Here is a 24,113-nt window from a genome sequence, read left to right on the forward strand (position 1 = left end):
GCGAGGCGTCCGGATCCCGGTGAGCATCTGTCCTGGTTCTGACTCCCTCTAGGTCACCGCTTTGCGGGTGCGCGCAGGCCGAACGCGGCGATGGCGGCGCCGGCCAGCGGGATGAGGGTGACCATCGCGGCGCCGAGCCGTACGGCGTGCAGGGCGGTGCCGGGCGGGACCGTGCCCGCGGTGCCGCCGCCCAGCCCGATCGTGACGGCCGCCGCCACTGCCGCCAGGCCCAGTCCGCCGCCGACCTGAAGCGCGGTGTTGTTCAGGCCGGCGGCCGTTCCCTGATCGGCGGGGGGCACGTGGCGGATGCCGCCGAGAGTGGCGGCGGGATAGGCCAGGCCCATACCGAGGCCCAGACTGGTCAGCGTGGAGACGATCACGACCCAGGTGGCCGACGCCGCGGTGATCGTGATGAGCAGGGCGTTCCCGGCGGCGACGGTGAGCAGCGCCGCGGAGTACACCGCGCGCAGCCCGAACCGGTCGAGCGCCCACGGGGCGGCATAGCGTCCGACCAGGGCGGAGGCGACGCTGCCCGGCACCAGGGTGAGCGCCGTCTGCCAGGGCGAGCGATGCAGCACGTCCTGCGAGTAGAGGGTGACGACGAAGGAGACCCCGAAGGGCGCGGCCAGCACGGTCAGCGCGGCGGCGTCGGCGGTGGCGAGAGCGCGTTGCCGCAGCAGCCGCAGGGGCAGCAGCGGTGCGCGGCTACGGCGCTCCACGAGCACGAACGCGGTCAGCAGGACGACAGAGGCGGCGACGGTTATCGCGACGCCGGCGGGCGCGGCGCCCGGATCGCCCGCCAGGGTGACGCCGTAGACGAGCAGGAGGGCTCCTGCGGTCGCGGTCAGCGCTCCGGCGAGGTCGTAGCCGCCACGCCCGCGTGGTCCGCAGCGTGAAGGGACGGCACGGATCGCGGCGAGCAGGACGGCTGCGACGACCGGTATCTTGGCCAGGAAGATCCACCGCCAGGACAGCCCGCTGGTGATCAGGCCGCCCAGCACGAGGCCGGCGGTGAACCCGCCGGCCGCGGCCGCGCTGAAAATGGAGAACGCGCGATGGCGCGGCGGGCCGTCGGGGAACACGGTCGCGAGCACCATGACCGCGGCTGGAACGGTCAGCGCGGCCCCCACTCCTTGCACGGCGCGGGCCGTGATGAGGGCCATGCTGTCGCCCGCCAGGCCACAGGCCAGCGACGCCGCTCCGAAGACGGCGAGTCCCGCGAGGAACACGGGGCGGGCGCCGACGAGGTCTCCGGCGCGGCCGCCGAGCAGCAGGAAACCGCCGTAGGTGACGACGTAGGACGTCGCCACCCAGGGCAGAGCGGTGGTGGATACGCGCAGGGCGGCCTGGATCTGGGGAAGCGCGATCTGCGTGATGGAAAGGTCGAGCGCGTCGAAGAAGATCGTCGCGCAGATCACCGCCAGCAGGAGCGGGGCGGCGGGTGAGGCGCCCGGCGTGCGAACCGGCTCGGTGGTGGTCTGGTGCTGGTCGCGGTCCATGAAGGGGGCAGTCCTTGATCGAGGTGTCGGGAACCGGTCGCGGCCGGTCTCAGAGAAGGAAGTCCCGGATGAGCCGTACGAGCTCGTCGGGTTGCTCGTGCACGACTACGTGGCCGCTGTCCAGCTCGGCGTAGGTGCTGCCCGCGATGCCGTCGCGTAGCGCGCGGGAGTGCTCGACGGGGACGAGGAAGTCGCGGTTGCAGCCGATGACCAGCGTGGGCGCCGCGATCCGCGGTAGCGCTGCTGTGATGTCGGTGCGCATGTCCAGCCGGATCTGGCGGAGGGTGGCGGCGGCCGGTTTGCCGGCGAGCAATCCGGCCAGTCCGTCGTCGCCGAGGCGGCTGAGGAAAGGCGGGCTGAAGGCGAGCAGTGTCGGAACCCGGACGTACAGGTCCGGGTCGATGGCCTCCAGCCGCGCCCACGTGTCGAAGGCCAGCCGGAACCGGCAGTCGTCGCTGTTCACCCAGCCGGCGATGAGCACGAGACGGCGAACCGATTCCGGGTGGGCCGCCGTGGTGGCGGCCGCCACCACGGCGCCCATGGAGAAGCCCACGAGATCCACGGGAGCGTCCGCCGCATCACCGATGACTGCCACAGCCTGCTCGACGAGGAGGTCGAGGGTGAGTTCGCCGTCCTCGACCGTGGACTCGCCGCTGCCCGCGTAGTCGGGAACGATGACTCGCCGGCGATCGGTGAACCTGCCGGAGAGGTGCGACCAGTGCGTCGCGGCATCACCACTCGTGCCGTGCAGCAATACCAGGCCCGGACCGGTTCCCGTCGCGGTGTAGGGCACGGTGGTGCCCCTGGTGGTGACGAAAGGCATGAACATTCTCCTTGTGCACGTGATGAAGGCGGCGGCGACGTCAGACCTCGCCGCGTGGCGTGCCGTTCGTGAGCGGCGGGATCAGGCCGGCGCCTGCCGCGGAAATGACGCTAATGCGAATGACTCTGGAGGCGGAAACACCGATTACGCCGCCATTGACGCCGTCACGTGGTAAATCGCGGGGACGCGGGATTCTCTTGCGAGTGACGGGTGGCCGGCCGAAGCCCATAAGCGGCGGAATAGCCCATGCGAAGGGAGCCGTTGTTCGTCGTCGACGATCCTTGACGGAAGGGGCAGGCGCCCGGCGCCTGACCACGATGACGAGCGGTGGGCGAGCGGAGATGAACGCTGAGCTCAAGCACCTGCGTTACTTCGTAGCGGTGGCCGAGGAGCTCAACTTCTCCGCGGCGGCCCGGCGGCTGTACGTGTCCCAGCAGGCCCTCAGCCGGGTCATCCAGCAGCTCGAACGTGAGCTCGGCGTGCGGCTGTTCGATCGCACCACGCGCTCGGTGCGCCTTACCCGGGCGGGTGAGGCCTTGCTCGAGTCGGCCGGACGGTCGATCACGGCCGTCCAGCACGCGTTCGACGCCGCCCGGCAAGCCGCGCAGGATGGCCAGGGGCGGCCACTACGGGTCGACATCTCATCGAGTGGGCTCGAGACCGGCGCGCGCATCCTGCGGCGGCTGCGGCGTGAGCATCCGCGCATTCGCGTGCATCAGGTCGAGGACGGCGTACCCCGCGGGCTGGCCGCGCTTCGGGACGGTCGGCTCGACATGCTCCTCGGTCTGTCCACGCACTGCCCGCCGGAGGTGCGCGCCGAAGTGATCCGCCGCGAGCCGGTCCTGGTGGGAATGGCCGCCGGTCACCCGCTCGCCCGGCTTGACGCCGTCCCCGTGGCGATGCTGGCCGACGTCGAGCTGCTCTTGCCGTCCGACGAAGCCGCCATCGAATGGGTGGAATTCGTCCGCTCCTTCTGCCGGCAGGCCCAAGTGAAGCCGAGCCGATGGCCGGGGGCCACGCACGGCTCCGCCGCCAACGCCGAGGTGCTGCGCGAGACCGGCTGTGTCGTACCCACCGCGACCTGGGCCGATCCGCCCGGCGACCTGGTGTTCCGCCCGCTCGTCGAGCCGACGCCCATCCTTGAGTGGTCGATGATGACGGCGAGGTCCACCACGCCGCGTCCGGAGACAGAAACGCTCCTGACCTGCGCACGAGCGACATTTCAGCTGACCGGATGAGGGCCCCGCCTCAAGTGCGTCCGGCGAGCGTGCGCGCGCAGTGGCCGCGGCGGTGGGTGGTCGACCTCGGCAGGCGTCTCAGTCCGGCAGGAGCTGGCGGATCAGTGCGTCGGCGGCCCAGGCTTCCCATGCCTCCGGCGTCCAGCCTCGTTCCTCGATGAGCAGGTGATACACCTCGGGCGCGAGGGTCGCCAGAGCGATGTCGGTGGCGCGTAGCACGTCGAGGCCGTTACGGAGTCTCGTCTTGGCGGCGAGGGCGCCTGTGAAGGCGGCCAGGACGGTGTGCCGCTGGCCGATGTTGATCTGCCAGAGCTCGGCGATCTCCGGATCGACCTTGGCGGCCGAGCGGACGACCTCCAGGATCGGGCTGACCCGGGCGTGGATGGGCCCGCTCGCGGCCACGAGGAGCCGGATCTGCTCGGCGGGGGGCGCCGCCATGGCCTCGGCGACCCAGGGCCGGTCCAGGGTCGCGATGGGTGCCTCATCGCCTGCTATCTCGACATCCAAGAGCTCCTTCAGGATGGCCCGCTTGGTGGCGAAGGTGAAATAGAGGGTCTGAACGGCGACGCCGGCCTGTTTGGCGATGGCCTGCATGGTCGTTGCGATGTAGCCGTGTTCGACGAAGAGCTCGCGTGCCGCGGCCAGCATGCGTGCGCGTGTCGCGGCCGTCTTGGCCGCGCGCACGCCGGTGCCCCCTTGCCGGGGTCTCGCGGTCGACATCTGACCTCCCGACTCGTTCCCGAGACTGCTACGAACATCGATAAAGTACCACTCTAGCGTTCGCAGACACCGTCTTCGTCGGCTCTTCTGGGATTCACGAGCGGTCCGCCGCCGTGCTCGCCAACCATCATGCTGGCTCACCTGCTCAATTGCGAGCGTGGCCACACGACATCCGCCCCCGAGAGTTGACTAGAGCGTCGGTTTAGTGAAATCTACTGGAGTGTGACTTCAGTGAAACTTGCCGGGGACGGGCTTCTCGTTGCCGGCGGTTACGGCGCGGTCGGAGTGATCGTCTCCCGGACCCTCGCCGACCTGTTTCCCGGTCGCGTCGTACCGGCCGGACGCGACTTGACGCGGGCGCGGGGAGTCGCCGCCGAGACCGGTTCAGCCGGGGCGGCCCGGGTCGACGTGGCCGGCGATGTCGGCGAGTTCGAGGACGTCCTGGCCCGTCACCGGATCGGTGTCGTCGTCCTGTGCGTGGAGCCTCCCGACGACCGAATCGCCCGTGCCTGCCTGACACGGGGTGTGCACCTGGTCGACGTGGGCGCCTCCCACCATCTGCTGGCTCAGGTCGAGCTCCTTCATGGCCCCGCCGCGGCCGCGGGAGTGAGGGTCGCTCTCAGCGTCGGGGTGGCGCCCGGCATGACGAACCTGCTGGCCCGCCGTGCCCACCACGCCGTCGGCGGCGCCGACCGGGTGGACCTCACCGTGCTGCTGGGTGCCGGCGAGCGCCACGGCGCCGACGCGGTCCGCTGGACCATCGCCCGGCTCGCCGATCCCGCTGCCAGAGCCCGGCCGGCGAGGGTGCCGCTGCCCGGTCACAGGATCCGGACGGCCCATCCCTTTCCCTTCTCCGACCAGTACAGCCTCCGGCGGACCCTCGGCGTGCCCGATGTCACGACCCGGCTGTGCCTGGACTCCCGGGCGCTTACCGCCGCGCTGTTCGGCCTGCGCCGGGTCGGCGCCTTCCGCACCGCCCGGCATCCCGGCGTCCGGCGGGCCCTGACAGCGGCACTCACCCGGGTGCACCTGGGCGGAGACGGATGGGCGGTGCGCGCCGACGCCCGCGTGGGCGACGCGCACGCCGCCTACGCCCTGACCGGCAAGGCGCAAAGCCGCGCCACGGCGCTGGTAGCAGCCCAGGTGACCCGTCGGCTGATCGCAGGAGCCATCCCCGCCGGAGTCCACCACATCGACGAACTCCCCGCCCTGGCATCTCTCCCCGAAGACCTGTCCGAGCACGGCGTCCACCTGTGGACGCCGGACATCCTCGACACCGAACGCCCCTGAATCCAGGAGGACACGATGACCGCTTCCCACCCGCCGACCTCCGGACCGGCCGGCACGGCCACGGCCCGAACCTCGCTCCGTGCGACCGGGGCGGTGGCCGCGCTGCTCGGGGGACCACTGTTCCTGATCGGGACGGTGCTGCACCCCGGTCGCGACGGGTACAGCATCGCGGCGGTCGGTCAGTTGTACGGGGTGACCCACGACGTGCAGGCGATCGGTCTGCTGCTCCAGGTGATCAGCCTCGTCGGCGTCCTCGCCTCGGGCGGCCTCCGCCTGGGGCGCCACGCGGCACTCGGCTGGTACTCGGCGATGGCCGGCACTTTAGCGTGGTTCGGCCTCATCGTCTTCGACGGCTCGCACAACCCGGTGACGGCACGGTACGCGCCACAGATCGTGCACACTCCGGCCGATCTCGACACGGGCGGGGCGATCATCGTGGTGCCGGCTCTGCTCCTGTTCCCGATCGGGTATGCGGTGCTCGCCTCCCTCCTCGCCCGGCACGGACGCAGGTGGACGGGCCTGCTCCTCGGCACGGGCGCAGTGGTGTACACGGTCGGAGGTCTGCTCATCTTCATCTCGGGACCTCGCTCCCCGTTCATCCAGATCCTCGAGGTCGCCGGCGCCACCTTGTACGCAGCGGGATTCGTCGCCCTCGGCCGTGCCGTCCGGCGCGCCGCATGACGGGCGGCCGCATGGCACCGCACCGGCCGGCGGGGCGGGAAGCGACATAGGTCTCCGGGGCCCGCGTGCGGGCCGCCGGTCACGCTGATGCGCTCGGCGAGGGCGAAGTGAATCTCGGACGCGACGTGGACAACGTCCAGGAGGCCGCTGCCCAGGCGGTCCATCGTCCGGCCGTGGTCATGCCACGATCGTGCCGGTCGCCCGGGCAGCGGCGGCTCCCCGCGGGGAGCCAGGGTAAAGGGGGAGATCCCCTAAGCCTCGATGCCCGCCTCCTTGGCGGCGCGGTCGATGGTGGCCAGCTCGTCGTCGGTGAAGTCGAGCCGGTCCACGGCGGCCACGTTGGCCTCCAGCTGCTCGGGGCTGGAGGCGCCGACCAGCACCGACGTGACGCGCGGGTCCCTGAGCGCCCAGGCCAGGGAGAGCTGCGCCACCGTCTGCCCGCGGGACGAGGCGAGCTCGGAGAGCGCCCGCACGAACGTCAGCACCTGCGGCGTGACCCTGTCGGGGGTCAGGAAGCGCGCTTCGGCGGCCCGCGAGTCGGCCGGGATGCCGTTGAGGTAGCGGTCGGTGAGCAGGCCCTGGGCCAGCGGCGAGTAGACCACGCAGCCGACGCCCTCCTGCTCGAGCACGCCCAGCAGGTCCTGCTCGATCCACCGGTTGAGCAGCGAGTAGGACGGCTGGTGGATCAGCAGCGGGGTGCCGAGGTCGCGCAGCAGCCGGGCCGCCTGCGCGGTGCGCTCGGGCGAGAAGTTGGACACGCCCACGTACAGGGTGCGTCCTGTGCGCACCATGTGGTCGAGCGTGGCCACCTGCTCTTCCAGCGGCGTGTCCTCGTCGTCGCGGTGCAGGTAGAAGATGTCCACGTAGTCGAGGCCGAGCCGCTCCAGCGACCGGTCGAGCGTGGCGAGCAGGTGCTTGCGGGAGTTGCCCTTGCCGTACGGGCCGTCCCACATGGGGTTGCTGCCCTTGGTGGTGACCACCACCTCGTCACGCAGCGACCGCGGCAGCAGCCGGTTGAACGTGGCCTCCGCGGCGCCGAGCGGCGGGCCGTAGCGGTCGGCGATGTCGAAGTGCGTGATGCCGAGGTCGAGTGCCTTGTTGAAGATGGCCCGCTGGCTGTCGAGGGATTTGCCACCGCCGAAGTTGTGCCACAGGCCGAGCGACACGGCGGGGAGGAGCAGACCGCTACGGCCGCACCTTCTGTACGGCTGGCGTTCGTAGTCCAACGATTACCTTCCTGCGATTCCGGTGAGCGTGACGCCCCGGATGAACGTCTTCTGTGCCAGGAAAAAGATGATAAGGATGGGCAACATTGACACTAGCGCGACGGCCATCATCTGGTTGTACTGGGTCACGTACTGACCGTTGAACATGCCGAGCCCCTGCGCGAGCGTGATCTTCTCCATCGAGCGCAGATAGATCGAGTTCTCCAGGTACTGGTTCCAGTTGGCGACGAAGGAGAACAGGCAGATCGCCGCGATGGCCGGCTTGGCCAGCGGCAGCATGACGCTCCACAGGATGCGCAGCTCGGAGGCGCCGTCGATGCGGGCGGCGTCGATGAGCTCCTGCGGGATCGTGGTGAAGAACTGGCGCAGCAGGAAGATGTAGAGCGCCACGCCGAAGAACTCCGGCACGATCAGCGGCAGGTACGTGTCCACCCAGCCGAGCTTGGAGAACATCACGAACTTGGGCACCAGCGTGATCTCGCGCGGGATCATCATGGTCGCCAGCAGCGCCGCGAACATGACGCCCGCCGCCCGCGCCCGCAGCCTGGCGAACGCGTACGCGGGCAGGATGCACGAGATGAGGTTGCCCGCCATGGACAGCGCGGTGATCACGATCGTGTTCACCAGGAACCGGTTGAACGGCAGCGACCCGCTCCAGCCCTTGGCGTAGTTGTCGAAGTTGAAGGAGTCGGGCAACCACTGCGGTGGGAAGGCCAGGTTCTCCGCGTCCGATTTGAGCGAGGTCGTCAGCATCCACAGGAACGGCAGCAGGAACACCGCCGAGCTGATGATCAGCAGGATGTACGCGCCGGAGCGCCGGATCCTCCTGATGTGCTCGGCCTGCTGCGAGGTCAGGGACGTGCCGCCGCCCGGCCGGGTGGGCGCGGGCCCCTTGCGTCGGCGTGCCGCGGTCTCGAGGAGCATCGGCGACCTCACTTGAACTCGTAGTGCACCCAGCGCCTGGCCAGGCTGAACTGGATCGCGGTCACGGCGATGACCAGCACGAACATCGCCCACGACAGCGTCGCCGCGTACCCCATGTCGAAGTAGACGAACGCGTGCCGGTAGATGTAGAGCCCCAGCACCATCGTCGCGTTGCCGGGGCCGCCCTCGGTCATGACCAGGATGAGCACGTAGCTCTGCAGGGCGGCGATGAACCCGGTCACGACGTTGAAGAAGATGACCGGCGACATCATCGGCACGGTCACGCTCCAGAACCGGCGCCACCACCCCGCCCCGTCGATCTCGGCGGCCTCGTAGAGCGTCTTGGGGATGCCCTGCAGCCCGGCCAGGTAGATGACGATCGTGTTGCCCGCGCCCCACACGCTCATCAGCACGAGCCCGGGGATGGCCCACTCCTGCGAGGCCAGCCAGCCGGGGCCCTGGATGCCGAACGACGCCAGCACCTTGTTGATCAGTCCGTAGTCGGGGTGCAGGATGTTCAGCCACAGCAGCGCCGTGGCCAGGCCCGAGACCACCGAGGGCAGGTACATCACCGTGCGGAACAGGCCCTGCCAGCGCAGCGGCTGGTTGAGCAGCAGCGCCAGCAGGAACGTGAACGTCACGCCGAGCGCCACCGCCCCGACGCCGTACTCCACGGTGTTCCCGATCGACTCCCAGAACTCGGGGTCGTTGACCATGCGCACGTAGTTGGCGAAACCCACCCACTTCGGCGGCTGCAGGAGGTTCCAGTCCATGAAGCTCAGCACGATGGCGGCGAGGATCGGGCCCGCGCTGAAGAGCACGAACCCGATCAGCCACGGCGAGACGAACAGGTGGAACCGTCGCGCCTCGCGGCGTGCCAGGGTGCTGGGGGCGCTGACGGCGGTCATGCGATCTTGTTCTCGGCCAGTACGGGCGCCACCTTGTCGGCGATCTCCTTCAGGGCGTCGTCAGCGCTGATCTTGCCGAGCATCGCCCTCTCCCAGATGGGCTTGGCCGTGTCGACGACCTTCTTGTTGGCCGGCAGCCGCAGCACGCCGTCGTCGGAGGCGTAGTCGGCCAGGATCTCCTTGACCAGCTTCGCCGTCTCGTCGGGGATGCCGACCTCCTTGGCGTTGTCGTCCCAGGCGGACTGCCGGGCGGGCGAGGTGATCTGGCGGAACTTGTAGCCGGAGGACGACAGGAACTCGTACATGTAGAGCCAGGCGGCGTCCTTGTTCTGCGACGAGGCCGGCATCACCAGCGCGCTGCCCACGGCCGGGCTGAAGCGGCCGGCGGGGCCCTTGGGCACGTGCGTGGCACCCCATTTGAACGCCTTCTGCTTGGACAGCTCCAGCATCAGCCACGCGCCGTTGATCAGCATGGCCGCGTGCCCGGTCTTGAACGGGTCCACCTTCTCCAGCAGCTGCAGCTCGGCCAGGCTCGGCACCGCCTTGTCCTTGACCAGCAGGTCGAGCCAGCGCCCCATGGCCTCCCTGGCCGCGGGCTCGTTGATCAGCACCTTGGACTCGGCGGCGTCCAGGAACCGGCCGCCGAACGGCATCAGGAAGACGGCGCTGAGGTCGGGGGCCGGGACCGGCATGGGGGAGAAGCCGTAGATCTTCTCCGCGCCCGAGCCGCTGGTCATCTTCTTCGCCGTCTCGAAGAGCTTGTCGAACGTCCAGCTCTCGTCCGGGTAGTCGATGCCGGCCTTGTCGAACAGGTCCTTGTTGTAGAAGAGCAGCTTGGGCGCCATGTCGGTGGGCAGGCCGTACAGCTTGCCGTCCCGCTTGAAGTAGCCGAGCCCGCGCTGGGGGATGTCCTCCATGTCGAACTCGGGCGTCTTGGCGATGAACTCGTCCACGGGATGCAGCACCTGGTTGGCGATGAGGTTCTGCGTCCAGGAGTAGTGGTTGTAGAGCACGTCGGGCAGCGTGCCGCCGGCGGCCTGCGTCATGTACTTCGTCAGGAACTGGTCGAAGGGCGCCGACTCGCGCTTGATCTCGATGTTCGGGTGGCGCTTCTTGAAGAAGAAGTCGAACTGGGCGTTGCGCACCTCGGTGACCGCGTCCGTGGTCATCGCCACCGTGATCGTCACCTTGGACGCCGGGTCGGCCACGTTCGTCTTCGGCCATGTCAGCGAGTTGTTGAGCTGCTCGGCCGCCTCATAAGGCCAGGCGTCGCTGCCCGGCCGGTTGGGGTCGATCAGCTGCGCGCCGGACTTGACGGGAGCCGCGGCCTGCTTCTGCTGCCTGGTGTCCGCGCAGGCGGACAGCACGGGCGCGGTCGCGGCCGCCACCGCCAGGGCCAGCATCTGGCGACGGTTCATCTCCATGGGGGCCTCTCAAAGGAAGAGCTCGATCACCGGCACAGCCACGTCGGGGCGCTGCACCGGGAGCTGGAGGGTCAGGGTTCCGGGCGGCAACGCGCCCAGACGGGTGTGGCCGCTGTCCACGGCCGGGTCGGGGACCAGGATGCGGATCTCCGAGGCGTCGTTGAGCAGCTGTGCGTAGCGCACCTTCCCCGCCAACCCCGGCAGGTGGAGGTGCTTGTACGGCCAGGCGAACAGGTGCACGTAGAGCCGGTCGCCGCGCTGGGTGTAGCGGCAGTCCGGCGGGGCCTCGTACGTGCTCGGGCCGGCGCCGTAAATGGAGCGGCCGTGCAGCCGCGTCCACTCCCCGATGCCGCGCAGCGACTCCAGCGCCCGCGGGTCGAACGCGCCGCGCCCGTTCGGGCCGACGTTGAGCAGCAGGTTGCCGTCCTTGGAGACGGTGTCGACCAGCAGGCGCACCAGCAGGTCCACCGGCTTGTAGTCGAGGTTGTCGCGGTCGTGGCCCCAGCTGCCGTTGAGCGTCTGGCAGGCCTCCCACACCTGCGCGGGGGGCACCACCGGCTGGTACTGCTCGGGCGTGGTGAAGTCGCCGGGGATCTCCAGGCGGTCGTTGATCAGGATGTTCGGCTGCAGCCTGCGGACCAGCGCGGCCAGCTCCTCCGAACGCCAGTCCGCCGCGCCCTTGCCGCCGGGTGTGAGGCGGCCGTTGCGGACCCGCTTGGAGTAGGAGAAGTCAAACCACATTGTGTCGATTCGGCCGTATCGGGTGAGCAGCTCTTCGACCTGGCTGTGCAAATAGGACTGATAAATCTCGATATTTCGGTCATCATGGGTGATGTTCTCGGCGTATGCCGGGTGAAGGCCGTCGATCGGGAAGTGCGGGTGGTGCCAGTCGATCAGCGAGTGGTAGAAGCCCACCCCGAGGCCGCGAGCCCGGAACGCCTCGACGACCGGGCCGACGAGGTCCTTGCCGTACGGCGTGTTCGCGACCGAGTAGTCGGTCTGGGCGGAGTCCCACAGGCAGAAGCCGTCGTGGTGCTTGGTGGTCAGCACCATGTAGCGCATCCCCGCGCCGGCCGCCGCCTCCGCCCATGCGTCCGGGTCGAACAAGTCTGGCTCGAAGTGGTCGAAATAGGGCTGGTACTGCTCGTCCGTGAGGCGCTCCCGCTGCTTGACCCATTCGTGCCGGGCGGCGAGTGCGTAGAGCCCCCAGTGGATGAACAGCCCGAAGCGTTGCTCACGGAACTCGGCCAGCCGAGCGGCAGAGGTCGGATGTATCGACGGGCTGGGCGGCTGATCTTCTGGCAGTCCGTGAGGCATGGCCGTACCGTAGACCCGGTAATTAACTTCGTCAAGAATTGAATTGAAAGCGCTTGCAACCTAGGCTCTAGCGCACTGTGAGGAGATCCGGACGCCTTGAGCGACCGCCGCACCGCGCGTATGGGCGGATGGTGAGGCGCGATCGACTCCTCCTATCTCTTGTCTCCTGGAGGGCATCGTGCCGAATTGGACGCTCAGCGACGAGGACCTGGAAGCAGCGCTCGCCCTTTCCCCCGAGGGACAGCTCACTCTCGAGGTGCGGCACGCCGGACGCGTGGTGATCGAGCCGTCCAGGCTCGGCCTCAGGACCGCCCACGAGGACCTCAGTGAGGGGCTCGTCCTGTCCGGGATGTCCGAGCGGAGGATCGAGGAGTCCTATCGGACGCTGATCGGCAAGCGGCGCGAGCACCGCTACGAGGCCGGGCAGTGGACACTGTCGTTCACCAAGGGCACGCACCGGCTCGATCTGCAGATCCGGGTCGGCGGGCACGGCGTGGCGTACCGGTACGTGGTCCCGTGGACGGGGCCGGTCACCGTCGTGGAGGAGATCTCCGAGTACGTGGTGCCGGGCGCGGCCCGCGCGGTGCTGCTCCCGTACGAGAACGGCCGGTGCGACTACGAGGAGATCCACCGGCACGGCACGGTCGCCGGCGCCGAGCCGATCCTGTACGGCTACCCCTCGCTCTTCGAGGTCGGCGGCTCCTGGCTGCTGGTCACCGAGTCGAACCTGGACAGCGGCTACGCCGGCTCCCGCCTGCGCTTCGACGGCCGCTCGTTCCGGCTCGACCTGCCCGACCCGTACGTGACCGCGGCCAGCCCGCTCACGACCCCGTGGCGCACGGTGATCGTCGGCGACCTGGCCACGATCGTGGAGAGTGACCTGATCACCAGCCTCGCGGAGCCGTCCAAGGTCGAGGACACCTCCTGGATCAAGCCGGGGGCCGCCGCCTGGTCGTGGTGGTCCGACGGTCCCTCCACCCGCGACCTGGACGCCCAGAAGCGCTGGGTCGACTTCGCCGCCCGGAACGGCTGGCCGTACGTGCTGGCCGACGCGGGCTGGAACAAGGAGTGGATGCCCGAGCTGATCGCCTATGCCAAGGAGAAGGGCGTCGGCATCTGGCTCTGGTCGCACTGGCAGCACGTGGACACCGAGCTGGAGCACCGCGAGAAGCTCGCACTCTGGAAGGAGTGGGGCGCGGTCGGCGTGAAGATCGACTTCACCGAGTCCGACGGCCAGGACCGGATGCGCTGGTTCGACGCCATCCTGGCCGCCACCGCCCGGCTGGAGCTCATGGTGGTCTTCCATGGCGGCACGATTCCGCGCGGCACCGAGCGGACCTGGCCGCAGTTCATGACCGCCGAAGCGGTCAAGGGCGCCGAGTGGATCAAGCCGAAGCCCGGCAAGCAGCCGCTCTACCAGCCTGCCCACTACCTGTCGCTGGCCTTCACCCGCAACGTGCAGGGCCCGATGGACTTCACGCCGTGCACGTTCACCGGCGTGCGCACGATCTCGGCCGGATTCGAGCTCGCGCTCTCAGTGATCTTCGAGTCCGGCGTCCAGCACTTCGCCGACGGCATCGAGGTCTACGAAGCCCGGCCGGAGGCCCTGCGGCTGCTGTCCGCCGTCCCCACCGCCTGGGACGAGACCCGGCTGCTGTCCGGCGACCCCGCCGACCACATCCTCCTGGCCAGGAGGAGCGGCGGCGAGTGGTACGTCGGCGCGGGCGTGTCGGGCGAGGCCCGCACGCTCACCGTGCCGCTCGACTTCCTCGACCAGGGGGAGTGGGCGGCCGAGATCTACCGGGACGCCCCAGGCGACCGGATCCTCGCCGAGACGGTCGCCGTCTCCGCCGGGGGCAAGCTCGACCTCGCCGTCCCCCCCAACGGCGGGTTCACCCTCCACCTGAGGAGAAAGAGCTGATGAACAAGCGAATCACCGGCGTCTTAGCCGCCCTGGCAGTCGCCGCCGCCGCACTGCCCGCCGCCACCCCCGCCGCCGCGGCCGCCTGGACGCTGCGCTGGAGCCCGAGCCCCGCGAACGACACCGTCGCCGAGGCGTTCGAGGGCATCGAGGACGACCGCGCCGGCTCCCACCCCGGCGTCACCCACATCTACGTCTCCGGCGACGCCTACCGCTTCGACATGCACACCCAGGACCGCGACGGCGACGACCGCCAGCGCAACGAGGTCAAGGGCATGCGGACCGGCAGCAACTCGTACCTCAAGATCCTCGAGAACGAGACCTGGCGCATCAGCTACCAGATGTACATCCCGACCTCCCTGGATGCGACCAGCAGCTTCACGCACATCGCGCAGATGAAGGTGCCCGGCTCCGGTGCGCCCCTCTACACGATGTCGCTGCCGATCTCCGGCGGCACGCCCAAGATCAACGTACGGTACTGGGACGAGGCCGAGCAGACCCACGAGGTCGGCAACACGAACCTGGAGCCGATCCAGGGCAAATGGGTGGACACGACGTTCGAGTTCAAGGCATCCGACAGCGGCTACCTGCGCTGGACGCTCAAGAGCGGCTCCACGACGCTGGTGGACAAGCGCCTGGACAACACGGACCTGTGGCGGCTGGACACCGACTACCTGCGGCCCAAGTGGGGCATCTACCGCAGCATCAACAGCTCCGGCCTGCAGAACACCTACCTGTTGATCAGGAACCTCCAGGCCTACCAGCTCACCGGCAGCGACTCGGGTGACGCGTCCTCGTACGAGGCGGAGCAGGGCTCCTTCAGCGGCACGGCCCGCACCGCGTCCTGCTCCGGCTGCTCGGGCGGCACCAAGGCCGGCTGGATCGGCGGCGGCTCCGGCAACGCGGTCACGCTCAACGTCCAGTCGCCCGCGGCCGGCTCGCGGCAGCTCACCGTGGACGGCGTGGTCAGCGGCACGCGCAGCTTCCAGGTCAGCGTGAACGGCGGCGCCGCCCAGACCGTCTCGCTGACCGGCACGGACTGGAACACGCCCGTCTCCAAGACCGTCTCGGTACAGCTCAACGCGGGCGCCAACACCATCCGCTTCTTCAACGACAGCGCCAGCGCGCCCGACCTCGACAAGGTGACGATCCAGTGAGAAAGCACGGCCCGCGCCTGGCGGGTGCTCTGGCGGCGACGGCACTGCTGCTGCAGGTGGTACCGGCGGCTCAGGCCGCCGGGCCCGCTGCCACCGCCGCCGGGGCACCTCGTTGGGAGACGCGGTGGAACCCCAGCCCGTGGCGCGACGGCGTCAACGCGTTCGAGGCCCTGGAGGACGACCGGCGCGGCTCGCACCCCGAGGGCCTGCCGCACGTGCACGCCGAGAAGAACTACTGGCGGTTCGACGCCCACCTCGAGGACCGCGACGGCTCCGACCGGATGCGCAACGAGGTACGCGGCATGCGCGCCTCCGACGGCACGCCGCTGGAGATCCGCAAGGACGAGACCTGGCGGATCACGTACCAGATGTACATTCCCGACACCCTCGACGCGACCACGAACTTCACGCACATCTGGCAGCTGAAGAACTCCGACGTCGGCACCCCGATCGCGCAGATCTCGCTGCCGGTCGTGAACGGCGTGCAGAAGATCGCGGCCCGCTACTGGACGCTGGAGGACAACAAGTCGCACGACTTCGCCACGGCCGACCTGGAGCCGATCCAGAACAAGTGGGTCACGACCACCATCGAGTTCAAGTCCGGCGACTCGGGCTACATGCGGTGGGTGCTGCGTGACGGGTCACGGACGATCGTGGACCAGAAGGCCGACGGCATCGATCTGTGGTGGACGCAGGAGCAGTACAACCGGCCCAAGTGGGGCATCTACCGCAGCATCAAGAGCGCCGGGCTGCAGGAGACGTACCTGCTGGTCAAGGACCTGAAGGCGGAGCAGCTCGGGCCGGCGACGCCGCCGGTGAAGCTGCCGCCGCCTGACCGGAGCCCTGGGACGTACGAGGCCGAGCGGGTCGGGAACGTCTTCGAGGGCGCGGCGGAGCCCGCCTACTGCGCCGTCTGCTCCGGCGGGCGGAAGGTGATCCTCATCGGCGGCAACATCTACGACTACGCCGTGGTCAGGGGCGTGCTGTCGGAGACCACCGGGACCAAGGAGATGACCGTCCACGCGCTGGTGGACGGCTCCCAGTCGTTCTCGGTCAGCGTCAACGGCGGCGACGCCATCCAGGTGCCGATGACCGGGACCAAGGACACGGTGACGACCGCGACCGTGCCGGTGGACCTGGTGGCCGGGGTCAACACCATCCGGTTCTTCGGCCTCACCGCGCGCGGGCCCGAACTCGACAAGATCGTGATCAGGTAGGTGGACATGGCAAACGATCTCAGCAGGCGGGCCGTGCTCGCCGCGGGCGGCGCGCTGGCGCTGTCGGCGGCGGCGGGCGCGGGGCCCGCGAGCGCCTCGACGGTCTGGCAGTCCCGCCTGGTGCGTTACGACCGGGGACGGCTGTCCTACGAGCAGGACGCCGAGGCCAACCGGATCCCCGACTTCAGCCACGCCGGCTACCGCAACGGCGAGCGGCCCATTCCGCACGTGCCGGTCGTCAAGACGATCCGCCCGGTCGAGGGCGACAACACCGCCCACGTCCAGGCGGCGCTCGACGAGGTCGCCGCGCTGCCCCGCGAGCGGCGCGGCGCCCTGCTCCTGCTGCCCGGCGTCTATCCGGTGGCGGGCACTCTATACGTACGGGCGAGCGGCATGGTGCTGCGCGGCACCGGCGACGGCGAGGACCCGGCGAGCAACACGATCATCAAGGCCACCGGGAACAACCCGAAGGACCGCGACGTGATCGTGGCCGGCGGCGCCGCCGGCGGCGGCTGGACGGGCGAGGTCGCGGGCACCCGCACCGACATCACCACCGACTTCGTGCAGGTGGGCTCGCGCGAGTTCCAGGTGGCGAACCCCGGCGCGCTGCGGCCCGGCGACAACATCGTGATCACCCACCCCTGCACCGAGGAGTGGCTGAAGGCCATCGACTACGGCGGCCACGACGTGGGGCCGGCGTGGCAGGTGGGCGAGCACCCGCTCATCTACAACCGCTATATCCGCGAAGTCTCCGGAAATGTCGTGAAAATCGATGTCCCGGTCTTCAACCACCTCAACCGCGCCCTCTCCACGTCGTTCCTCTACAAGTGGGACAGGGCCGGGCTGGTCAGCCAGGTGGGCGTGGAGCGGCTGCGCGTGGACATCGAGTACCACGGCGACCCGGAGCAGGACGAGGACCACGCCTACAACGCGATCGTCCTGCTGCGCACCGAGGACTCCTGGGTACGGAACTGCACCATGCTCCACTTCACCCAGGCCGGGGTCGCCACCCAGGAGACCACCCGCGCCACGGTCGAGAACTGCCGGGCCATCGACCCGGTCAGCATCGTGACGGGGAGCAGGCGCTACAACTTCAACACCTACGTCTACTCCCAGCAGGTGCTCTTTCGCGACTGCTACGCCTACAAGGCCCGGCACGCGTTCGTCTCCAACGGCCACAGCACCGTCTCCGGAGTCGTCTTCCTGCGCGGCACCTCGGAGTACGCCCTGAATTCGAGCGAGGGCCACCGCCGCTGGTCGCAGGGCCTGCTGTACGACGGCCACAAGGACATCGACCCGCACTACGACTACACGCTCGGCCTCTACAACCGGGGCCGGTACGGCACCTCGCACGGGTGGTCGGCGGCTCACTCGGTGGCCTGGAACTGCGACGTGTCGACCAGCAGGCTGATCGTGCAGAAGCCGCCGACCGCCCAGAACTACGCGATCGGCTGCCACGGCACGGTCACCGGCGACGGGCCGTTCCAGCAGCCGGCCGGGTACATCGAGGGCACGAACCAGCCCGGGCTCCTCCCGCCCTCGCTCTACCAGGCACAGCTCGTGGACCGCCTCCGCCCCTGACCAGGCGCAGCCGCTGACTCCAGGGCGCTCGAGCGGCTGCGCCTTACACCCCCGACCCGCCACCGCCGCGCTTCCCACGGCACGTGGCGGGTCGTTGGGGTGCCCGGCCCGGCTTTGAACCATCGCACTTTCGGCGTTTGGCGACTGGGCCCCAGCTTGTCGCACTGCTTCAACGCCATGGCGACGCCGCGGGTGGCGCCCCGGTTGGGACAGGTGCGCCGGGCACGTGCGCCATTGGGCCGCGCGGCACGTGTGGCGTTGGGCCGTGCGGCACGCTCGCATACATGTCGATGCGCCCCCGCGATGGCGCGCCCCTGCTCCGGGTGGCGCGCCGTCGGGCGCGTGTCCCGCCGCGGGTGGCGCGCCTTCAGTGGCACGTCGAGCCCGTCGCAGGAGGGACGCGTCCAAGTGGGCGTGGCCATCGGTCCGGCGTCAGCGCTCCAGGGAGAGCAGGCCACCCTCGGGGACGGTCAGCTGGGCGAGGCCGGGGCGCAGTGCCAGGGTGCTCTCGCTGACGGTCCGGCCGCGGCAATCACGGACCGTGGCGCGGGCCGTACCGGAGCCGGAGACCTGGAGGAGCACGTCGGAGGAGGCGTCGCCGTTGGCCAGCCACAGCGTGCCGGTGGCGGGCACCTCCACGGGTATCGGCGCATGGCGGGCGGTGATGACCGTGCCCTTCGAGCGGGCCGTCACCTGCGGATAGCCCAGGTCGGGCCGGGAGGGCAGGAAGGAGCCGCGCTGCAGCACCTCCGCGTGCTCCCGGAAGAAGCCCAGCCAGAACCGCAGCACCTCAGCCTGCTCGGGCGTCTGAGAGGTCAGGTCCACCGAGATCTGCGGCACCGCGAAGAGCACGTTGATGAGCTGGGTGGCCACGCGCGAAGGCCGCTCGTCGGGATGCCACATCAGCATGTCCGCGTGCACGGCCAGCGGCCCGGCGATCAGCCGCAGGTCCACCGTGCGCTGCCGGTTGTGCGCCGGGCTGAGCGGGCAGTCCGAGGCCCGGACCATCGTGGCGAACGGCCACAGCCCCGGGCTCACGTACGGCTGGCGCAGCTCGACCAGGCAGTCGCGGGGGAGCTGGGCCAGCAGCCTGCGCACACCCTCGTTCACGGTGGAGCAGTCGGCCTCGGGACCGGGCGCCGGCGGGTCCTCCACGGCGAACTGGTCGATGAAGTCGATCTTGATCCCGTCCATGCCCCACTCGGTGACCGCCCGGGTGAGGTGGCCCGCCAGGAGGTCGCGGATGTACGGGTAGCGGGGGTCGACGATGGCCGCGTTCATGTGCTCCTTGTACGCCAGTGTGTACGGCTGCACGCGGTCCCAGAGCGCCGTGTGGCGGCCGACGAACGGCAGGGCGTACCAGAGCAGGTAAGCCAGTCCCTCACCCCGGACCTTAGCCACGTGTCCGGAAATTTCGGGAAAAGAGGTGGGGGATGGCTCCCACTCGCCGACGTAGCCGTAGCCGCGCCCCCGGTCGTCGCTGTGCCAGCCGTCGTCCACGATGATCGCCTCGCAGCCCAGCTCCGCCGCCGGTTTCGCCTGCCGCTCCACGCTCTCGGCGCTGACGTGCTGCTGCATGGCGTACCAGGTGGAGTACGCGGGCATCCGCGCCGCCCTCGGTACGTCGGCGATGGGCCCGTGCAGCGCGCGCCACCAGTCCGCCACGCCGGCCAGCGTCGCCGCGAAGTGCCGCCTGGTGAGGTCGAGCCGCAGCAGCAGCCCCGCGTCCGGCGTGGCCTCGTGCTCCACCCAGAACCCGAACTCGCCGCTCTCCTCCACCACCCCGGTACGCGTCCGCACGGGCTTGACGACCTCGCCCGCGGCGAACGTGCAGATGGCCACGTCACCGGCACCCACCAGGCAGCCGACGGGCGCGTTCTTCTCCAGCGCCGCCGTGCGGGGACGGCGCCAGAACGGCGGCAGCCCCCGATGCTCGCCGCCGTCGGCGGCCCAGAAGGCGGTCGCGTCCACGCACGGCACCCGCCAGGCCACCCGCACGTCGGCCGGCCGGTCGGGGGTGACGCGGAGCTCGAGGACGCCGGGGGACGGCTCGGCGGCCGTCCAAGTGAGCGCGGCCGCCGCCGTGCACTCGAACTCGAGCCCCGCCGCCGCGAACCGCACCTCCTCCGGCTGCTCGAACGCTCGATCGTGGGGCTGCCAAATGCCGGGTGCTGCGGTCACTCGTCCGTCCTGTCTCGATCGCCGTGGTCGCTCAGATTCCGTCGAGGGTGAAGTGCTGCTGGATGGCGACCGCGGCGGCGCCGCGGGCCCACTGCTCGAACGACCTCGGGCGCAGCAGCAGACGGCAGTCGGCCGCCGCGCCGAACGCCTGGGCCGTGAACGAGCGGTTGAGCTCCTCCTCGAACAGCTCGTACGACAGCAGCCCGGGCACGTCGCCGGTCACGATGATCCGCTCGGGCCCGAACAGGTTGGCCATCGCCGCCATGGCCAGGCCGATCGCGTGCCCCGCCCGGGCGAACACCTCCCGCACCGCCGCGTCCCCCGCGTGGGCGGCGCCGATGGCCGCCTCCACGGTCAGTGAGCCGTCGCCGGACGCCGCGCGTGCGGCCGCCAGCAGGGGCTCGGTCCCGGCGATGGCCTCGACGCAGCCGCGCCCGCCGCAGTGGCACTCGGGCTCGTCGCCCCCGACGGGGATGTGGCCGATCTCCCCGGCCACGCCGTGCGAGCCGGCCACCACCCGGTCGTTCGCCACCAGCCCGCAGCCGATCCCCACCCCCACGGTGACCAGCGCGAACGACGACGCGCCCACCCCGTCGCCGAACCACTGCTCGGCCACGGTGAGCGACTTGACGTCGTTCTCGATCGTGACGGCCAGGCCTGTCGCCTCGGCGGCCAGCCGCGCCAGCGGCACCTGACGCCAGTGCAGGAAAGGCGAGTAACGCACCATCCCGTGGGCCTTGTCGACGTCGCCCGACACGGCCAGGCCCAGCGCGTGGCATCGCTCGCCGTACGCGGGGTCGGCGGCGAGCAGCTCGGACACCAGCTCGGCCAGCGCCGACACCACGCCCCTGGCCGACGTCGTGTCCAGCGGGCGGTGCGCCGAGACGAGCGGCTGGGCGCGCAGGTCGGTGACCACACCGATGAGCTCCTCATGGGTGATCTTCACACCGCAGAAGAACTCCCGCTCTGGGCGGATGGACAGAGGGCTGGCCGGTCGGCCCGCACCAGGTGCCGTACGCTCGGTGGCCTCGAGCTCCTCCAGGTAGCCCGCCTCGATGAACGGCCGGGCGGCCTTGGTGACGGCGGCGGACGACAGGCCGCTCCGCCTGGCGATCTCCACCCGGGAGACCGGCCCCTGCGTCAGCACCATGGTGAACACGGTGGCCGCCGCCGGAGTCGAGGTGAGCCGAGGGTGCATGAGTGCAATAGTAGCAGTAATTAACTTCGTCAAGAATTGAATTCGAGCAGGGGCATGCCTAGGCTCGCGGCATGCGATCGGTGACCTTCGACGCCTCCAGCCGCAGGTGGGCGCTGCGTACCCCGGCCACGAGCTATGTCGTCGCCCTCGCGGACGACGACGCCCCGCGCTGCCTGCACTGGGGTCCGGCGCTGACCGCCGAGCAGGCGGCCGGCCTGCCCGCGCCTGCCGCGTTCGGGGCCAGCAGCTTCGACAGCACGGCAGGGGAGGAGGAACTGGTCACCGAGGTGGGCGCGCGGTTCGAGACGCCGTCGCTGCAGGTCGTGTTCCCCGGCGGGGACCGGGGGATCGAGTGGCGGCACGAGGGCCACGACATCGACGGGGGCCACCTCACGCTGCGCTTCTCCGACCGCCGCCACCCGTTCCTGGTCGAGCTGCACTACCGGGTGCACGCGGACAGCGACGTGATCGAGCGCTGGACGGTGCTGCGCTCGCAGGTGCCGGTGACCGTGCTGCGGTGCGACTCGGCGGCCTGGAGCGTTCCGATGCTGGACGGCTACCGGCTCAGCCACGTCACGGGCGGCTGGAGCTCCGAGCACGCGCTGAGCCGTACCGAACCGGTGGTCGGGGAGACGACGCTTACGAGCAGGCGCGGGCTGAGCAGCCACCACGCGAACCCGTGGCTCATGATCGACGGCGGTGACGCGGGCGAGCGGCACGGCGAGGTGTGGAGCTGCGCCCTGGCCTGGAGCGGGAGCTGGCGCGTCACGCTCACCCGCACGCCGTCCGGGCGGGCGAGCTGGACCGGCGGGTTCGGCCACGAGGGCCTCACCTGGCGGCTGGAGCCGGGCGAGGAGTGGGTGACGCCGGTCTTCGCCGGCGTGTACGCGCCCGACGGGTACGGCGAGGCGAGCCGCCGCTGGCACGACCACGTCGCCAGGCATGTGCTGCCCGAGCCCGGCGAGCTGCGCCCGGTCGTCTACAACGCGTGGGAGGCCGTCGGATTCGACGTGAACGAGGCCAACCAGAAGGACCTCGCGCGGCTGGCGGCCCGGGCGGGCGCGGAGCTGTTCGTGATGGACGACGCCTGGTTCGGCGGGCGGACGAGCGACGGCGCGGGCCTCGGCGACTGGTGGGTCAACGAGGACCGCTTCCCCGACGGGCTGACCCCGCTCATCGAGGCGGTGCACCGGCTCGGCATGCGCTTCGGCCTCTGGGTCGAGCCCGAGATGGTCAACCCCGACAGCGACCTCTACCGCGCCCACCCCGACTGGGTCCTGCACATGCCGGGTCGCTCACGCACGCTGCTGCGCAACCAGCTCGTCCTGAACTTCGCCCGGCCCGACGTCGCCGACTGGGCGCACAAGTGGCTGCACAAGCTGGTCTCCGAGCACGCCATCGACTTCCTGAAGTGGGACTTCAACCGCGCCTTCACCGAGGCGGGCCGGCCCGGAGACCCGGACCAGGACCGGCTCTGGATCGACCACGTCAGGGCCGTCTACTCGATCATGGACCGGCTCCGCGCCGACCACCCGCACCTGCGCATCGAGGCGTGCGCGGGCGGCGGCGGCCGTACCGACCTGGGCATCCTGGCTCGCGCCGACCAGGTGTGGGCCTCCGACAACACCGACGCCCACGACCGCATCGCGATCCAGCGCGGATTCAGCCAGCTCTACCCGGCCCGCGTCATGTCCGCCTGGGTGACCGACAGCCCGAACCCGCTCACCGGGCGCGCCGTCCCGCTGCGCTTCCGCTTCCACGTGGCGATGGCCGGGGCGCTCGGCCTCGGCGGCGACCTGTCCCGCTGGAGCGACGCCGAGCTGTCCGAGGCCGCCGACCTGGTCGCCGTCTACAAGGACATCCGGCCGGTCGTGCAGCTCGGGCGGCTGTGGCGGCTCCCGTACGGGGTGCAGTACGTCCACGGCGACCGGATGGTCGTGCTCGCCTGGCGCGGCCCCACCGCCTTCGGCACACCCCTCCCTCCGCTTCGGCCGGCCGGGCTCGACCCGCTGGCCCGTTACCGCGACGAGGACACGGGCGCCGTGCACCACGGAGCGGTGCTCATGTCCCGCGGCCTGCCGCTCGACCTGCGCGGCGACTACGCCAGCGCCCTGGTCCGCCTGCGCGCCTGCTGAGGCCCCCGCCCGCTTCGGGAACAGGTAGAACGGGTGGGTGGGATTCGGCGTGCGGGAGTTCGAGCTGTCCTTGATGCATCGGATGCGCGACCTCAACCCCGAGAGGGTGGAGGAGGCGCTGGGCGACATGGGCGCGTCCAGGGCGGAGCTGCGGGCCGCCCACGCCCAGTGGACGCGGATGCTCCACTCGCCGCGGCCTCCGAGGGGGCTGCGCAGGCTGCTCGGCCCTCCGTCGTACGCCGGCATGACCTCCATGGGCAGCCTGACCTGTGGCGTGGCACGCTGGGCCCTGCCCTCATGGCCGGGGCTGGAGTTCGAGGTCCTGAGCGGCCCCGGCGGCGAGGTGTGGAACCAGTGGTTCGTCCGCCCTGCGGGCCCCAGGACGTTCGGCTTCGACGAGCTGGTCCCCTGGGGATGCGTCGTCGGCGACGTCGGCGCGAGCTTCCCCGGGGCCGTCCACCTCGAGGGCCAGGCCCCGCACCACTGGGCGGTCGATCTCACCCACGAGGGCGCGACCTACCGCGCCCGCTTCGTCTACGGCCTCTGCCAGCGCATCGACGGCCCGTGGGCGCCGCCAACGGCTGGCGGCGCCGGATGATCGATCGCATGATGATGGTGTCGTCCCGGCCCCACGGGGGCGGACGCTTTCATGCCCCGCTCAGGAAAGGTGACG

19 protein-coding genes are annotated in these 24,113 nt (G+C 70.3%); 9 read left to right on the forward strand and 10 right to left on the reverse strand.

Going from position 1 to position 24,113, the window contains the following annotated elements; all coding sequences use genetic code 11:
• Positions 1-53 precede the first annotated feature (53 nt).
• Complete coding sequence (locus ACQPWU_RS22340) at positions 54-1,499, reverse strand: MFS transporter (RefSeq protein ID WP_433443018.1); 1,446 nt, start codon at positions 1,497-1,499, stop codon at positions 54-56.
• A 49-nt stretch (positions 1,500-1,548) separates the two neighbouring features.
• Positions 1,549-2,322 (reverse strand): alpha/beta fold hydrolase, encoded by a 774-nt coding sequence (locus tag ACQPWU_RS22345; protein ID WP_433443020.1) that lies wholly within the window; start codon positions 2,320-2,322, stop codon positions 1,549-1,551.
• A 341-nt stretch (positions 2,323-2,663) separates the two neighbouring features.
• Between ACQPWU_RS22345 and ACQPWU_RS22350 the strand changes: the two genes are divergently transcribed.
• Positions 2,664-3,560, forward strand: a complete 897-nt coding sequence (locus tag ACQPWU_RS22350; protein WP_433443023.1) for a LysR family transcriptional regulator — start codon at positions 2,664-2,666, stop codon at positions 3,558-3,560.
• A gap of 78 nt (positions 3,561-3,638) precedes the next feature.
• On the opposite strand, the gene ACQPWU_RS22355 is transcribed toward ACQPWU_RS22350, so the two are convergent.
• Complete coding sequence (locus ACQPWU_RS22355; protein ID WP_433443026.1) at positions 3,639-4,280, reverse strand: helix-turn-helix domain-containing protein; 642 nt, start codon at positions 4,278-4,280, stop codon at positions 3,639-3,641.
• 231 nt (positions 4,281-4,511) lie between these two features.
• On the opposite strand from ACQPWU_RS22355, the gene ACQPWU_RS22360 reads away from it, so the two are divergent.
• Together ACQPWU_RS22360 and ACQPWU_RS22365 are read left to right on the forward strand one after the other, a co-directional pair.
• The gene (locus ACQPWU_RS22360) at positions 4,512-5,570 is read left to right on the forward strand and encodes a saccharopine dehydrogenase NADP-binding domain-containing protein (protein WP_433443028.1); all 1,059 of its coding nucleotides are present in this window, start codon (positions 4,512-4,514) and stop codon (positions 5,568-5,570) included.
• Between the two features lie 15 nt (positions 5,571-5,585).
• The gene (locus ACQPWU_RS22365; RefSeq protein WP_433443031.1) at positions 5,586-6,251 is read left to right on the forward strand and encodes a hypothetical protein; all 666 of its coding nucleotides are present in this window, start codon (positions 5,586-5,588) and stop codon (positions 6,249-6,251) included.
• A gap of 251 nt (positions 6,252-6,502) precedes the next feature.
• On the opposite strand, the gene ACQPWU_RS22370 is transcribed toward ACQPWU_RS22365, so the two are convergent.
• Genes ACQPWU_RS22370 through ACQPWU_RS22390 form a run of 5 tightly spaced genes read right to left on the reverse strand, consistent with a single transcriptional unit; the run spans position 6,503 to position 12,050 of the window.
• Complete coding sequence (locus tag ACQPWU_RS22370; RefSeq protein WP_433443034.1) at positions 6,503-7,477, reverse strand: aldo/keto reductase; 975 nt, start codon at positions 7,475-7,477, stop codon at positions 6,503-6,505.
• A gap of 3 nt (positions 7,478-7,480) precedes the next feature.
• Positions 7,481-8,401, reverse strand: coding sequence for a carbohydrate ABC transporter permease (locus tag ACQPWU_RS22375; protein ID WP_433443037.1), 921 nt, complete (start codon positions 8,399-8,401; stop codon positions 7,481-7,483).
• 8 nt (positions 8,402-8,409) lie between these two features.
• A complete protein-coding gene (locus ACQPWU_RS22380; RefSeq protein WP_433443040.1) occupies positions 8,410-9,309 on the reverse strand; it encodes a carbohydrate ABC transporter permease in 900 nt (299 codons plus the stop codon).
• Positions 9,306-10,727, reverse strand: coding sequence for an ABC transporter substrate-binding protein (locus ACQPWU_RS22385; protein WP_433443043.1), 1,422 nt, complete (start codon positions 10,725-10,727; stop codon positions 9,306-9,308). Before ACQPWU_RS22385 ends, ACQPWU_RS22380 begins: the two co-directional genes overlap by 4 nt.
• A 15-nt stretch (positions 10,728-10,742) precedes the next feature.
• Positions 10,743-12,050: an alpha-L-fucosidase gene (locus ACQPWU_RS22390; protein WP_433443046.1), complete on the reverse strand. Its 1,308-nt coding sequence runs from the start codon at positions 12,048-12,050 to the stop codon at positions 10,743-10,745.
• A 178-nt stretch (positions 12,051-12,228) separates the two neighbouring features.
• Here ACQPWU_RS22390 and ACQPWU_RS22395 point away from each other — a divergent pair, with 178 nt between their 5' ends.
• Genes ACQPWU_RS22395 through ACQPWU_RS22410 form a run of 4 tightly spaced genes read left to right on the forward strand, consistent with a single transcriptional unit; the run spans position 12,229 to position 17,926 of the window.
• Positions 12,229-13,971, forward strand: coding sequence for a glycoside hydrolase family 97 catalytic domain-containing protein (locus tag ACQPWU_RS22395; protein ID WP_433443048.1), 1,743 nt, complete (start codon positions 12,229-12,231; stop codon positions 13,969-13,971).
• Positions 13,971-15,128, forward strand: coding sequence for a CBM35 domain-containing protein (locus ACQPWU_RS22400; protein ID WP_433443051.1), 1,158 nt, complete (start codon positions 13,971-13,973; stop codon positions 15,126-15,128). Before ACQPWU_RS22395 ends, ACQPWU_RS22400 begins: the two co-directional genes overlap by 1 nt.
• Complete coding sequence (locus ACQPWU_RS22405; RefSeq protein ID WP_433443054.1) at positions 15,125-16,345, forward strand: hypothetical protein; 1,221 nt, start codon at positions 15,125-15,127, stop codon at positions 16,343-16,345. Before ACQPWU_RS22400 ends, ACQPWU_RS22405 begins: the two co-directional genes overlap by 4 nt.
• A gap of 6 nt (positions 16,346-16,351) precedes the next feature.
• Entirely contained in the window at positions 16,352-17,926 is a 1,575-nt protein-coding gene (locus tag ACQPWU_RS22410; protein ID WP_433443057.1) for a hypothetical protein, read from the forward strand.
• A 432-nt stretch (positions 17,927-18,358) separates the two neighbouring features.
• Here the strand turns inward: ACQPWU_RS22410 and ACQPWU_RS22415 are convergent, their stop codons facing one another.
• Together ACQPWU_RS22415 and ACQPWU_RS22420 are read right to left on the reverse strand one after the other, a co-directional pair.
• A complete protein-coding gene (locus ACQPWU_RS22415) occupies positions 18,359-20,107 on the reverse strand; it encodes a glycoside hydrolase family 36 protein (protein WP_433443060.1) in 1,749 nt (582 codons plus the stop codon).
• 31 nt (positions 20,108-20,138) lie between these two features.
• Positions 20,139-21,305, reverse strand: coding sequence for an ROK family protein (locus ACQPWU_RS22420; RefSeq protein WP_433443062.1), 1,167 nt, complete (start codon positions 21,303-21,305; stop codon positions 20,139-20,141).
• A gap of 71 nt (positions 21,306-21,376) precedes the next feature.
• Here ACQPWU_RS22420 and ACQPWU_RS22425 point away from each other — a divergent pair, with 71 nt between their 5' ends.
• Complete coding sequence (locus ACQPWU_RS22425; protein WP_433443065.1) at positions 21,377-23,440, forward strand: alpha-galactosidase; 2,064 nt, start codon at positions 21,377-21,379, stop codon at positions 23,438-23,440.
• Between the two features lie 37 nt (positions 23,441-23,477).
• The gene (locus ACQPWU_RS22430; RefSeq protein ID WP_433443067.1) at positions 23,478-24,038 is read left to right on the forward strand and encodes a hypothetical protein; all 561 of its coding nucleotides are present in this window, start codon (positions 23,478-23,480) and stop codon (positions 24,036-24,038) included.
• Positions 24,039-24,113 lie beyond the last annotated feature (75 nt).

Source organism: Nonomuraea sp. CA-141351 (assembly GCF_050944675.1).
GTDB lineage: Bacteria > Actinomycetota > Actinomycetes > Streptosporangiales > Streptosporangiaceae > Nonomuraea.

Coding starts and splice junctions, on each gene's coding strand:
- ACQPWU_RS22340 (WP_433443018.1), bottom strand. CDS start 1,499: ATGGACCGCGACCAGCACCAGACCACCACCGAGCCGGTTCGCACGCCG.
- ACQPWU_RS22345 (WP_433443020.1), bottom strand. CDS start 2,322: ATGCCTTTCGTCACCACCAGGGGCACCACCGTGCCCTACACCGCGACG.
- ACQPWU_RS22350 (WP_433443023.1), top strand. CDS start 2,664: ATGAACGCTGAGCTCAAGCACCTGCGTTACTTCGTAGCGGTGGCCGAG.
- ACQPWU_RS22355 (WP_433443026.1), bottom strand. CDS start 4,280: ATGTCGACCGCGAGACCCCGGCAAGGGGGCACCGGCGTGCGCGCGGCC.
- ACQPWU_RS22365 (WP_433443031.1), top strand. CDS start 5,586: ATGACCGCTTCCCACCCGCCGACCTCCGGACCGGCCGGCACGGCCACG.
- ACQPWU_RS22375 (WP_433443037.1), bottom strand. CDS start 8,401: ATGCTCCTCGAGACCGCGGCACGCCGACGCAAGGGGCCCGCGCCCACC.
- ACQPWU_RS22380 (WP_433443040.1), bottom strand. CDS start 9,309: ATGACCGCCGTCAGCGCCCCCAGCACCCTGGCACGCCGCGAGGCGCGA.
- ACQPWU_RS22385 (WP_433443043.1), bottom strand. CDS start 10,727: ATGAACCGTCGCCAGATGCTGGCCCTGGCGGTGGCGGCCGCGACCGCG.
- ACQPWU_RS22390 (WP_433443046.1), bottom strand. CDS start 12,050: ATGCCTCACGGACTGCCAGAAGATCAGCCGCCCAGCCCGTCGATACAT.
- ACQPWU_RS22400 (WP_433443051.1), top strand. CDS start 13,971: ATGAACAAGCGAATCACCGGCGTCTTAGCCGCCCTGGCAGTCGCCGCC.
- ACQPWU_RS22410 (WP_433443057.1), top strand. CDS start 16,352: ATGGCAAACGATCTCAGCAGGCGGGCCGTGCTCGCCGCGGGCGGCGCG.
- ACQPWU_RS22420 (WP_433443062.1), bottom strand. CDS start 21,305: ATGCACCCTCGGCTCACCTCGACTCCGGCGGCGGCCACCGTGTTCACC.
- ACQPWU_RS22425 (WP_433443065.1), top strand. CDS start 21,377: ATGCGATCGGTGACCTTCGACGCCTCCAGCCGCAGGTGGGCGCTGCGT.